The following is a 12,881-nucleotide window of genomic DNA, read 5'->3' as shown; positions in this document are numbered from 1 at the left end:
AGCGGATACTCCATTCCTCACAGCTCCTTACTTGTTGACTTTGTTGTAGGATTTCCACGCCTTGTCGAGCGCATCGATAACCTGCTGTTGATTTAATTGCCCAGAGTAGTAGCCTTGCAACGCTTTGCCTGACTCGTCTTTCACCGCTTGAGGGAGGGATGGGTCCTCATAAGCTTTACCTTCACTCACATATTTCTGGGCATCGTCTACCCACGGGAAGCTCTTGAAGTCATGGATCTTGGCAATCGGATTAAATTTGAGCGCTTCGAAGAATGCACTTGAATCCTTGTCATCGAGAATGTAGTTCACGAAATCGAGTGCCACTTCTTTGTTTTTGCTAGATGACGATACTGCCAGCGAAGTGGAGGTGCTCAGATTGATTTTGGTATCATCCGGATTGTCATTGATCGGCATTGGTGCTACACCAAAGTTCAAGTCCGGGTTGGACTTCAGAATGGTTTCGGCAAACCAGGGTCCCTGAATCCACATCGCGGCGCTTCCTGATGCGAAGGCTGCTGAACCATCATCTCCGCCCACTTCCAGCGCTTTGTCCGTTCCATTGGCATTGACGAGATCAAAGATATCAAACAATGCTTTCATATCGGAGAAGGAGCCCTGATCCTGATTCATCTTCTCCACGAAGTCTTTGTGCTCAGACTGAGTTAATGCACCCACGGTAAGTGGCAGGAATAATTGCGGAATCCAGGCTTCTTTGTAGGACAGTTCAAACGGTGTAATGTTGGCTGCTTTGAGTTTCTCCACGACCGCTTTCATTTCCGTTAACGTCGTTGGCACTTCCAGCCCTTGCTCTTTGAAAATATCTTTATTGTACAGATAGCCCCATGATACTGTTTCCAATGGAATAGCTACGATTTTACCCTCCGCATCCGTTATGGAAGGTTTAACCGAATCCAGCAGCTTATCGACAAAAGGTTGGCCCGACAGGTCTTCCAGATAACCAGCTTTGCTGAATGGTGGAATCTCATTGACTGCATGCAGGGCGAACACATCTGGTGCATCATTGGAGGCGAGACGAGTCTTCAGAATCTGAGGGGCATTGTCCGCTGGCGGCATCTCCAGTTGCACGTTCACCTCAATGTTTTTCTCTGCTTTCTCCTTGGCTTTGAACTGTTCTATATATTTATCGTAATGTTCTTTCAGCCGAGGTTGTGCAACGAATACTTTGAGTGATACCGTGCTGCCTGATGCCGATTCCTCCTGCCCATTGTCCGTTCCTGCATTGGAACCGCAACCTGCGAGCAGAACACTGACCAGTACTGCACTTGCTACGCTTTTCCATACTTTCATCTCTTATGACCTCCCGGTGTGTAACTGGTTTGTCTTTCATAGGCTCATTATATATCAGAAAATGAAAGCGCTTCATTGGACAAAATTAGACTTGTGTATTGGATTATTTTAAACCTTAATCCTGCCGCAAATGCTCTATCAAACGGCTCATTCCGTGCTACTGGCTGAATTGCCTGATATACGAGCCTGTCCCTTCCGCATCTCCCCTGGAGATATTCCGAAATGCTTCTTAAACACTCGATAGAAGTAGGACACATCCTCATAACCCGCCATCTCGGCAATATGCTTGAACGGAATCTGTTCATCCATCACCCATTCTTTCGCTCTCGTCATACGTAATTGGACAACATAGTCGGTCACATTCACCTCATACTCTTTCTTGAATACCTTGCTGAGATATTCCTTGCTGACAAAAAAGATCTGGGCGAGCTGCTCCAGCGTAATCATCTCCATACAGTGCTGCTCAATGTATTGTTTCACCTCGTCCAGGTTCAGCTTATTCTTGAACTTACGCTGCGCAATCAGCTGCTCCAAAGCCTGATAGTACGGAGTCGAAATCCATGTGATCGTGGATTCGATGGAAGCCAGCGCAGACGCAGGAGGTAGCGCCGTTGCTTCGGGCCGCTCGTACAAGCCATTGGAGACGCACAGTTCGTCCAGCAAAGCCTGTAATTCATGAGCCACCCTTCCAAGCTGCCGAGGTCTGTTAATCTCGCATCGTTCCAGCTTCTGCTGTAATTGCTGGAACCACTCCCGCAGACTCTGAACGTTTAGGTCATTAAACCGCAAGCGAGCCTGCTGCTGAAACAGGGAGAACTCACCTGCGAACGAAGATGGGTACGATTCCCATGATTCAGGTGCTGATTCAACCTTTTCCAATTCCTTTGCACATTTAGCAAGTACACCATTCAGTTCATCCGGATTCACCGGTTTGAGCAGATAATCTGCAGCCCGATGCCGGATCGCATGTTTTGCATAATTGAAGTCATCATATCCGCTCACCACGATCACCTTGATCTGTGGGTATTGTCCGCTAAGCGTCTGCAACAGCTCCACACCGTCTGTGCCGGGCATGCGCATGTCCGTAATGATAATGTGAGGCTGATGCTGCTTGACCAGTTGAATGGCCTGCTCGCCATCCTCTGCCTCACCTGCAACGGTCATGCCGAGTTCATTCCAATCTCCCAGGTTGCGCAAAATATCCCGGTTCCACGGTTCATCATCCACCAACAGCACTCTGTACAGTTCCTTGTTCACAAGGCTTCGCCTCCTGTATTGCAGGGGATTCGTACCGTAACGCTTGTCCCCTGTCCGTATTCACTTTCTATGCTCATCCCATATTCAGGTCCAAAATGCATTACAATTCGTGAGGCCGCATTAACCAGTCCAATACTTGTACCTGAACTCCACACCCGATCTGCCTGCCGGGTAAGCCGCTCCAGTCTGGACTGCATCTCCGTTAGTTTCTCAGCATCCATACCCACGCCGTTATCACAAATTCGAATGGTTACATCTGTAGGTTCACAGACGACCTTAATACCCAGCTTCCACTCGCCCTGTCTCTTCTCCAGACCATGCAAAAATGCATTCTCCACAATGGGTTGCAAAGACAACTTGGGGATATAACACGCCCGAAGTTCTCCGGTGATTTCCAGTGTATATTCAAGCCTGCCGGCAAAACGCTGCTTCTGAATCAGCATATAATGCTCCAGCTGGTCCAGTTCAGACTGTAGGGGTACAAGTCCATCCGGCGCTCGCACAATATAACGAAACATCTCGCTTAAGGCTCGAATGACCTTGTAACTGTCTGCCGGTTTTTGCGAGTAGACCATGCCGCCAATCATCTGCAACGTATTTTGCAGGAAATGCGGATGGATCTGAGATTGCAGTGCTTTGAGCTCGGCCGTCTGCTTCTCCAGATTCATTAGATAGTTGTCGCGAATATGTTCCCGAATACGACTAGCCATGCCGTGCAGATTTTTCTCCAGCAGACCAATCTCATCTACCCGACCGCTTCGCACCACTTCCCTGTCCTTGATCAGTTGAATACCCTTCATGGAATTTGCCAATCTGACAATGGGCTTCGATGTACGCCAGGCTACGAGCGCAGCTAGTCCTACAGATATGACAGTGGCCAGGCCACCCACAACCAATCCGTATTTCATCGTTTCCAAGGCACTTTCGTTAACAACATGGGCAGGTACAATCTTGATCACACGCAGTCCTGACGGCTCAATGGAATGAAAGAATACGTACTCCTTGGCTGTACGGATAAACCCCGAACTTTCTTTTGTGCCTGCCAATTTCCCCAGTGCTTCCGCTGAAGGCTGAATATCTTGGTTTGGCTGATAGACCGGACTGCCCGTGCTGTCAGCAATGTATACCGCATAGTCACCCCGGCTATCCAGCAGCTCCAGGGTCTGGTTGAACTCAGCCCACTTGACCTCCAGACTGATGGCGCCGATCTGTGCCTGATCCTCGAAGCGGTTCATGCTGCGGGTCATGTGAAACTTTTGCGGATCGTCCGGATCATTGATAATCGTAAAATCTTTATGTTGTGCAAAAAGCTCATGATATCCTTCCGGTATTTCCGATACCGCTTTGATGCGAGAATCCATCGAGTTGAAGGTGAATAAGGTGTCCAATTCCTTCAGGTACAGTTCAACGCCAAATACATAATTGCCAGCCGAATAGTATACACTGTTCAGCATATTGAACATGGCCTTCTGTTCATCGAACCGACTGGCTGCCGGCGCTTCCTCGTTCAACGCCAGATATTGATGCAATTCGTCACTGATCTGAATCGAATAGATAATGTTGTTCATGCGCGCGAACTGTTCACCCAGATAGATGGAGGCCCAGTTCATATTGGCTCGGTTGGTCTCCATAATCTCCTCTTCCATGGAAGAGCGGGTATTCTCAGCAGCCATAGCGGTCATGGCAATGACGGGCAGAACGGCCAGCAGCGTCATGGTAAGAATCAATTTATTGCGAATGCTACGTTTGAAAGGATCTATCAGCTTCCGATAACATTCGGTAAACACAGCGCATCCACTCCTGAGCTAAAATAGACAAACGCCCCAGCATGGAAGCTGAGGGCGCTTTGGTCTTTATATTCGTTTGGAAATGTTACAACTAATGCTATTTACACGGACACTTCGATGACAGAACAACCTTCGATCGCTGTTATCCCCAGATTTTTTCTGATTCCCTTTTTGAAAAGGGAAAATCCGGGGATAAAGGCGCACGCTTCGCTTCGTTAGGTTATTTCTGTCATCTCCGTTTTTGTGTAAATTTATAGTTCAACATCCATTGCCTACTCTATTATTTCCTATTATTGTTCGACAATCCGTATGCCCCATGGCTCCAGTTCGATCTTCTCTCCAGCAGCAATCGGGGTTCCTGCCAGAAGTTCAGTCCCTTCTCCATAAGCATTCACGAAAGATGTTGCCTCATCCGAATAATTGAAATAGTAGCGAATCGTGTTCCCCTGATCGTTCACACCTGTCTTCACAATGATAGGAAAAGCCAGCTCCTGATCCGCTCCCCATACGCCCGCTTCCTTCATGACACGTTCCAACAACTTACGGATCACCGCAGAACTGGTATAACAGCCGACATAGGTTGCTTTGCCTTCTCCATAGGCATTCTGGGTAATTGCCGCATATTCACCCCAATGTGGATGATCATACCAAGCGAGTACTTCAGCCGTTGTTGGTGTAATCAGTTCCATCCAGGTGTGAATCTGGTTCTGCTCCTCACCAACCTCGAATGGATCATTGCGCAGCGAAACATGTTTTGGCTCTACAAAAAGGTTATAACTGATCCCGCATGCCTCACTAATCAGGCCGGGCTGGCGGGTAGAGCGTACCTTGATATGCTCATTTGCAAATCCGCTTTTGAACGAGTAGACGATATGTCCGCCATCCTCTACGAATTGATTTAATTTTTCCAGCAATGCATCCGAAGCAGCATACAGAGCAGGTACAACGAGCACATCATACTCCGTATAACTCTCAACCGATGGGTCGATGAGGTCACAGCCAATGTTCATTTTATACAATTCATCGTACATCCAGCGCACCACGTCATTGTAGTTCTTGTCACTGGTGAAGTTAAACCCAAACCATTTGATTGATGTCAGTGCCTCATTGCTGAACAGCACAGCCACCCGATTCGTTTTCTTCAGATTCACGAGCTTTGGACTCAGCCTTGCAAAATCCCTGCCAATGGTCTTCGCTTCGTTGTACACCGGATTCGGTTCAAAGTCATGACTGAGCAATCCTTTCCAGTACGTCTCAAACGAATTGTGCAACGAATGCCAGTGCCAGTAGGCAACCATATTCGCTCCTGATGCCAGATGACTGAATGCCTGCAAGCGCAGCTGCCCCGGATAGGGAACCCAATGCCAGAAAGCCTGCGCTTCGGTCTCCAGTACCAGATAATTCGATTGTTTGGTCGAACGCGCCACATCCCCGCCGAATGAAATTTCAATGCCCGTCAGATCATCTTGGGAAGGATGGTAGATGTCCACACTGGTGATGTCAAAAGGTTTCGATGCGGCAAAATGGTCCACATCCCCTTGAATGCCGTAGGAATATCCACGCCAATCGAAGTCAAAGTTCTGGGTAACAAACTGTCCTTCCTGTTTGTATTCATTCACGATCCCCACTTGCCAAGCCAAAAAATTGGTTACCAGCAGACGCTGGAACTTGGCAAACTCAGCGCCCAGACTGCCGTTAATCGTTCCTACAACAGACGGAAAGTCCTCCCAGCTATTGATCCGATTGCTCCAGTAATCAAGGCCAAATTCCTTGTTGAGTTCATCCAGAGAACTGAACTTGTTACGCATGTATTTCACGAATTGCAGTTGTACATTATCTCCAGCCGTATTGTAATGCTTCGTCTCGTTATCTGTCTGATAACCGATTACCGCTGGATGTGTGCTTACCCGAGAGATCAGCTTGCGGATGATCCGCTCGGCATAGAATAGATAGGTTGGATGTGTAATGTCCATGATCTGTCTTGCGCCATATTTGCCAGGTCCCTGTGAGGTTGTAGCCAGAACGTCCGGATGTTCCTTGACCATCCACGTTGGAACAGCATACGTTGGTGTGCCAACGATAACCTGAATCCCTGCCTCATGCATGGCATCCAACACGCGGTCTACGGAAGAGAAGTCAAATACACCATTCTGCGGTTCATGGGTACTCCAGGTTGATTCTGCAATGCGGACCACGTTGATCCCTGCATCCTTCATCATCTGAATGTCCTTGTCCAATCTTTCGTAGGGCATATATTCATCATAATAAGCTACGCCATATAATAATTTGTCCATGATTTAATCTCCTTTTTAGGTGGAAAATATAATGATCTTGACGTGTGCAAGAGTTGACATATTCCAATCCATAATGGTAGCGTTTACATTAATGTCGGTTGAAGAACTTGGATTGTTCAGCAACCACTTCAAACGCTGATGTATTCCATGGATTATCCATGCTTGCGTTAAACTGATTATAATGAAGTATACTACGGGTGCCGATTGTATAAGGCAAGTTGTTTTTACCCTTTTCCGAGGTGAATATGATGGATATCCGATCACAGCTCCGAGAAATGCCTCACCATACGCTGGCCCACTGGCTGCCTATTATCGACTGTAACATCAAATTCTATGGTGCTCACAGCCAACAAGTACCCTATGGATGGGCGATGCCGGAGGAATCACATCCGGGCTTTGAGATTATGTTGATCATCGAAGGTACGCAGGAGAGTGTGATTCACGGGTATACCTATACCGTGGAGGAAGGTTCCATTCTTCTCATTCCTCCCGGGTTCAAACATACAAATCAATGTGTATCCACGGAAGGCATGACTTATTTTAGCGCTCACTTTAATGTGGATGATCCCGTCTTCACTCTGAAGCTGATGTCACAGCACAGCCGAATCTACGCAGCAGGTACGGCAGATAATAAGAAGATTCGCGTTGTGCTGGAGAGTTGGATGGACATGATTAACGTATCTGAGGCCTATACCTCCACCGACAAAATGATCATGCAGGCACGCATGTTTGAACTGTTCGCCCTGTTGTCCCAAGCTGCTGACAATGAACCGGAGTCCACCACTTCCGTTGCTGCTTCACATGCACCAGCGCCAACAGCCATGCATTATGCGGGAGCTATAGCGGAGGCGATCAAGCAGGCATTCCATGCCCAGCTTCGAACCAAGGAAAGCAGTGTAACCACGGTCAAAGTAGAGCAGATTATATCCTCGTTTGGCATCAGCCCGGGATATGGTTTGCAGGTCTTTCGCAAGGTGTACGGGCGTTCCCCCAGGGCTTACCTGTCCAGCTTGAAGTTGCAGGAGGCCAAAGTGCTGATCGAACAGCCAGAGCTGTCGCTCGGGGAAATTGCGTGGAAGCTCGGTTACACCCATCTGTCCCATTTCAGCAGACAATTCAAACGTTGGACAGGCCAAAGCCCGCTTCAATATCGCAATCATCATGCAGATACATCAGGCGCTCCTGTATCCTACAGATCGGAATCGAGTCCAGAATCTTGATTACGGATACGCTCGTACTCTTCCGGCGTGTTCATATTACTCATTTGCATCGCTACTTGGTGAACACCCGCTCTCTCAAGCTCTTCCGCTTCGACATAACAGCAACCGATCTCTTCAAGCCATCGCATGACTCGAAGATGATCCTGTATCAGACGTTGCTCCAGATCAGGGAGCACTCGCTTGTGATAAGCACCTGCAAGTGGATGGACACGTCCATCCACGCGTGGAACGATAGCAGAATAAGAGTCATGCGACTCGGCCAGCTTTTTTATCCCATCAAAAAAGGACGTTTGCAGGAGCGGCATATCGCAGGCGCATACCAGATTCCAGTCTGTATCGGAAGCTTCCAGCGCCGCGTGAAGACCGGCGAGTGGCCCCTTCCCCGGATAGTGATCCTGAACGCAGTCGTAGCCTATTGCACCGTAGGTTGTCACATTGGGTCCGGCAGCCACGATGATACGGGATACGGCGGGTCTCATGGCCTTTGTGACATGTTGCAGTACAACGGAACCGTTCAGTTCCAACATGGCTTTGTTGGTCCCCATGCGGCTGGATAACCCCCCTGCCAATATGATGCCTGTCCATTCACGCGTGTTCATGTTGTTATCCTCCCTCCTGGTATGTGTTTGACTACATCAATTTCAAAACGTTCGCTATGCATTGAATCCCCTTTCAACAAATGATACATTGAACAATATGCATTTGAAAGGAATGGCTTAATTGGACAGACCTGCACCTTCAAGAGGCAATCCCTCATTGGTTTCTCTGAAACTATATAACTTTTTCATATATGGAGCCATCTCCATCTTCGCCGGATTCCTGCAGTTGTATCTGCAAGAGATTGGTATGACCAAACTGGAGATTGGCAGTCTCATGGCGATTGGACCCTTTGTATCCTTGTTTGCCAACCCGTTCTGGGGTTTCTGGAGCGATAAATCTCGCAACATTCGCATCATTCTGATGATTATGATGGGAGGCACATTTGTGCTCGCCCAGGGTGTATTCTATGCGCCCACATATACATGGATCTATGTAGCCATGATTTTCTTTTATTTTTTTCAAAGTCCATTATTTGCTCAAACGAACAGTCTGATTCTTGGATATATCGATGGTACAACCCAGAAATTTGGATCATTCCGGCTCTGGGGTTCACTCGGTTGGGCGCTGACTGCCGTCGCAGCCGGACCGCTCATTGACCGTTTTGGCATCGGCAGTGTATCCATTATATTTGCGTGCATGATTGCCACCGCCTTTGTATTATCCGTATTTCTACCCAGACAGCCGATTGCTTCGGATACACCGGTGGTTACTTTTCGGCGGTTTGGCAAAGTCATGTTCAATCCGTATTTTATGGCATTTATCGGCCTGGGTGTACTCGTATCGGTGCCTAATGCCATGAACAGTACTTTTATGTCGCTATACATAGTAGAGATGGGTGGCGATAAACAGATGGTCGGCTGGGCCATCTTCACCTCATCCATTCTCGAAGTCGGCGTATTCCTGCTGCTCGACCGTTTACTCAAACGCAAAATGAGCATGCTCCTGGCATCTCTCATTCTGATCAGTGTGCTGTTTGCACTTCGCTGGCAGCTCATGGCAATGGCTAACAACCCACTGGAGATTGTATTCATTCAGTTGATGCACTCCATTACGTTTGGTGGGTACTTCTATGTAGGTACGCAACTGACCATGCTGTTTATCCCAAGACCTTATCGTTCTTCCGGTCAAGCGGTGTATACGATGGCCTGGGGCGGTCTCTCCGGCGTCATTGCCGGTCTGTTCGGCGGCTGGTTGTTCCAAAGCTTCGGTGCAGAAATCATGTATAGCATTGGCGTATTCTTCTCGCTCATCGGCGCTGTCGGATTTAGCATCATGTGGTTATCGAATCGACGTAACGGCTATCAGCCGGTTGTGTTGACGGAGATGGGCAATATGGATGAGGACAGATAATCTTTTGTTTGAAAAAGTTGAGAGATCGTTTTACACAAGAGCACTACGATGACAGAATACCCTTCCGATCGCTGTTATCCCCAGATTTTTTGATTCCCTTTTCAAAGGGTAAAATCCGGGGATAAAGGCGAACGCTCTGCTTCTTCAGGTTATTTCTGTCCTCTCCGTTATCGTGTAAATAAACCGTTCAAACATTCAAACAAAAGATTAAGCATAGGTGCAGTAAAGAGAAAAGGCGTCTAAGGTTTGTTGCTCCTAACGAACCTTAGACGTCTTATTTGCAGCAATTTCACGAAATTCTAAAGCTAAGGAATCCCAGACACGTTATTTCGCATAAAAGACGCTAAAAATCCAAAAAAGACAGACCGAACGAGGAAATAAGGTGTCTACGATTCATTACGTTGCTGGAATGTCCAAATACACTTAAATAACGTGTCTTCGGTTCGTTAGATTCTTGCCTCATACGCACATCTATGGCCTTAGCTCATGTTCATGTTCATGTTCATGTTCATGTTCATGTTCATGTTCATGCGAAATTGTATTACTACGTCTAAAACTGTATCTAGCTAGACCCAGAAAAACAAAAAGGGCATCCTTCGCCATGATCATGACGAAGGATGCCCTCCCTTTAATTTATAACTTGGCTGCTTACCAGCACTCTGATGAACAGACCTTAAGTTCTTCCAACGGCATTATGCCTTCGGCAGTTGGAACGAGCTTTTCAGGGATACGACCCGGTTAAATACCGGACGACCTGGCTCGGAGTGTTTCGGATCTACACTAAAGTAACCGTGACGGAAGAATTGGAATTTATCCTGAGCGTTTGCTTCCTTCATCTCTTGTTCCACATACCCATTAACAATCTCAAGGGAGTTCGGGTTCAATTGATCCAGGAACGTTTTCTCCGGTTGCTCTTCCACAACCTCAGCTTCAGCCCCAGCTACTGCCACTTCAACCTCTGCTTCCGGTGCTTCATCCAGGATCAACGGCTCATACAGACGGAATTCAGCAGGTACCGCTTGAGTCGCTTCTACCCAGTGGATTGTTCCTTTGACTTTACGGCCAGTGAATCCACTGCCGCTCTTCGTCTCCACATCATAGGTACAATGAATCTCGGTTACATTACCTTCTGCATCTTTGATCACATCGTTACATTTAATGAAGTATGCATGTTTCAGACGAACTTCGTTGCCAGGGAACAAACGGAAATATTTGTTCGGCGGATTTTCCATGAAATCGTCTTGTTCAATATAAATCTCACGGGAGAACGGAATTTGGCGATTACCCATCTCTGGGTTCTCCACATTGTTCTCTGCTTCAAGCCATTCCACTTGCCCTTCAGGGTAGTTGGTAATAACCACTTTGAGCGGATGCAACACAGCCATCGTACGTGGAGCTTTCAGTTTCAAGTCTTCACGTACAAAGTGCTCCAGCGTTTGCAGGTCGATAACTCCATAGTTTTTGGAAATGCCTGTCTCATATACAAAATCACGAATAGCTTCCGGTGTATAACCCCGGCGGCGCAGACCCGAAATCGTTGGCATGCGCGGATCATCCCATCCATCCACATGTCCTTCATCTACGAGCAGTTTCAGCTTCCGCTTACTTGTCACCATCTGAGACAGATTCAGCCGACCAAATTCATATTGATGCGGTTGGTTCTCCATCTCACACTCGGCAATAACCCAATCGTAGAATGGACGTTGATCCTCGAACTCCAGGGAACAGAGGGAATGCGTTACACCTTCAATTGCATCTTCAAGCGGGTGAGCAAAGGCGTACATTGGATAGATACACCATTTGTCGCCCGTGTTATGATGGTGTGCATGTGAAATCCGGTAAATAACCGGATCGCGCAGATTGATATTCGGTGCAGACATATCGATCTTGGCACGCAGCACTTTCTCTCCGTTCTTGAATTCGCCTGCACGCATACGTGTGAACAGGTCGAGATTCTCTTCCACCGAACGATCACGGTACGGGCTGTTCTTACCCGGCTCCGTCAGCGTTCCGCGCATTTCACGGATTTCGTCGGCGCTTTGGTCGTCGATGTAGGCTTTACCTTTTTTAATCAACAAGACAGCACGGTTGTACATCTCGTCAAAATAATCCGAGGCAAAACGTTTCTCGTTCCACTCATATCCGAGCCATTTCACGTCTTCCTGAATCGATTGAACGTACTCTACATCTTCCTTGACCGGGTTTGTGTCATCAAAGCGCAGATTCGTTTTGCCGCCAAATTCGCCGCCCAGCGTAAAGTTAATCCAGATCGCCTTGGCATGGCCGATATGCAGATAACCGTTCGGTTCCGGAGGAAAACGGGTAATAACTTCCTGGACTTTCCCAGACCGGAGATCTTCGGTAATAATATTTTTGATAAAGTTAGGTGGGGTTGTACGATTGTCCACAGGTATCAAACCTTTCATGAATGGATTGGAGCCTTAGGGAATTGCAGCAATTCCGGCTATAATTCCTTAATAACGAAGTCATTTCCTGAAAAAATCTATTTTCTTGGAAAGTTTCGTACGCGTTTCATTTAAATATACCTTTAACGGGGGAGGAGTTCAATAAAGAACGGCACCAAAGTCAGGATTAGCCGTGCATAAATAGGCCCTAAACCATTTTGACGGGTTCGCTCGAATCATGTAGCATGATAGTAAAAACAAATTAAAGGGAGGGTTTCCCATTCCATCGAACTCGCTTAAACTGACCAAAGAACAGCAGGATGAAGCCATTCGCACCATCCAGTCGTATTTCGAAGAGGAACGTGGCGAAGAACTCGGCGATCTGGCCGCTTGGGGTGTCCTCGACCTGTTCATGACACAGCTCGCTCCCTACATATATAATCAGGCACTCCGTGACGCACGCACAACGGTTAATCAACGCATGGCCTCAATGGAAGAAGACCTGTTTGCACTGGAACAAAAGTTGCCCAAGACCTCACGTTAATCCACTACAAATACGTGTTCAAAAAATCTGGTTTTCATATTCGATGCTGATAATGCCATTAGGCATAATTCGTAATCAAAAGTGGACTTTTTTGAACAACACTATACAAAGAAAGA

Annotated in this window: 9 protein-coding genes; 3 read left to right on the top strand and 6 right to left on the bottom strand. The window is 47.4% G+C overall.

The window, feature by feature from the left end; translation table 11 throughout:
* Positions 1 to 27: 27 nt before the first annotated feature.
* The 4 genes from PAEAM_RS17120 to PAEAM_RS17105 all read right to left on the bottom strand — a co-directional run bounded on the left by PAEAM_RS17120 (position 28) and on the right by PAEAM_RS17105 (position 6,646).
* Positions 28 to 1,308, bottom strand: a complete 1,281-nt coding sequence (locus PAEAM_RS17120; RefSeq protein WP_100528365.1) for an ABC transporter substrate-binding protein — start codon at positions 1,306 to 1,308, stop codon at positions 28 to 30.
* A gap of 147 nt (positions 1,309 to 1,455) precedes the next feature.
* Complete coding sequence (locus PAEAM_RS17115) at positions 1,456 to 2,565, bottom strand: response regulator (protein ID WP_243391388.1); 1,110 nt, start codon at positions 2,563 to 2,565, stop codon at positions 1,456 to 1,458.
* Positions 2,562 to 4,352, bottom strand: coding sequence for a sensor histidine kinase (locus tag PAEAM_RS17110; RefSeq protein ID WP_100528364.1), 1,791 nt, complete (start codon positions 4,350 to 4,352; stop codon positions 2,562 to 2,564). The genes PAEAM_RS17115 and PAEAM_RS17110 overlap by 4 nt, the downstream gene beginning before the upstream one ends.
* Positions 4,353 to 4,642: 290 nt before the next feature.
* Positions 4,643 to 6,646 carry a beta-galactosidase gene (locus tag PAEAM_RS17105; protein WP_100528363.1) on the bottom strand — a complete coding sequence of 668 codons (2,004 nt, stop codon included), beginning with the start codon at positions 6,644 to 6,646 and terminating at the stop codon, positions 4,643 to 4,645.
* A 245-nt stretch (positions 6,647 to 6,891) separates the two neighbouring features.
* Between PAEAM_RS17105 and PAEAM_RS17100 the strand changes: the two genes are divergently transcribed.
* A complete protein-coding gene (locus PAEAM_RS17100; RefSeq protein ID WP_347707880.1) occupies positions 6,892 to 7,866 on the top strand; it encodes a helix-turn-helix domain-containing protein in 975 nt (324 codons plus the stop codon).
* On the opposite strand, the gene mobA is transcribed toward PAEAM_RS17100, so the two are convergent.
* Positions 7,836 to 8,465 (bottom strand): molybdenum cofactor guanylyltransferase, encoded by a 630-nt coding sequence (mobA, locus tag PAEAM_RS17095; RefSeq protein WP_100528361.1) that lies wholly within the window; start codon positions 8,463 to 8,465, stop codon positions 7,836 to 7,838. The two genes, PAEAM_RS17100 and mobA, sit on opposite strands and share 31 nt — an antisense overlap.
* A gap of 157 nt (positions 8,466 to 8,622) precedes the next feature.
* Here mobA and PAEAM_RS17090 point away from each other — a divergent pair, with 157 nt between their 5' ends.
* Positions 8,623 to 9,816, top strand: coding sequence for an MFS transporter (locus PAEAM_RS17090; protein ID WP_036612688.1), 1,194 nt, complete (start codon positions 8,623 to 8,625; stop codon positions 9,814 to 9,816).
* Positions 9,817 to 10,508: 692 nt separating this feature from the next.
* On the opposite strand, the gene PAEAM_RS17085 is transcribed toward PAEAM_RS17090, so the two are convergent.
* Positions 10,509 to 12,242 (bottom strand): glutamine--tRNA ligase/YqeY domain fusion protein, encoded by a 1,734-nt coding sequence (locus PAEAM_RS17085; RefSeq protein ID WP_074092566.1) that lies wholly within the window; start codon positions 12,240 to 12,242, stop codon positions 10,509 to 10,511.
* A gap of 259 nt (positions 12,243 to 12,501) precedes the next feature.
* Here PAEAM_RS17085 and PAEAM_RS17080 point away from each other — a divergent pair, with 259 nt between their 5' ends.
* Positions 12,502 to 12,765, top strand: coding sequence for a DUF2164 domain-containing protein (locus PAEAM_RS17080; protein ID WP_076253656.1), 264 nt, complete (start codon positions 12,502 to 12,504; stop codon positions 12,763 to 12,765).
* Positions 12,766 to 12,881: the final 116 nt, after the last annotated feature.

It is taken from the genome of Paenibacillus sp. GM1FR, assembly GCF_002803315.1.
GTDB lineage: Bacteria > Bacillota > Bacilli > Paenibacillales > Paenibacillaceae > Paenibacillus > Paenibacillus amylolyticus.
Note: the sequence above shows the minus strand (reverse complement) of the source record. Positions and strands in the feature narration are given on the sequence as shown.

What these genes read in the sequence shown, in the direction of transcription:
- PAEAM_RS17120 (WP_100528365.1), bottom strand. Translation starts at nt 1,308, where the DNA reads ATGAAAGTATGGAAAAGCGTAGCAAGTGCAGTACTGGTCAGTGTTCTG.
- PAEAM_RS17105 (WP_100528363.1), bottom strand. Translation starts at nt 6,646, where the DNA reads ATGGACAAATTATTATATGGCGTAGCTTATTATGATGAATATATGCCC.
- PAEAM_RS17100 (WP_347707880.1), top strand. Translation starts at nt 6,892, where the DNA reads ATGATGGATATCCGATCACAGCTCCGAGAAATGCCTCACCATACGCTG.
- mobA (WP_100528361.1), bottom strand. Translation starts at nt 8,465, where the DNA reads ATGAACACGCGTGAATGGACAGGCATCATATTGGCAGGGGGGTTATCC.
- PAEAM_RS17085 (WP_074092566.1), bottom strand. Translation starts at nt 12,242, where the DNA reads ATGAAAGGTTTGATACCTGTGGACAATCGTACAACCCCACCTAACTTT.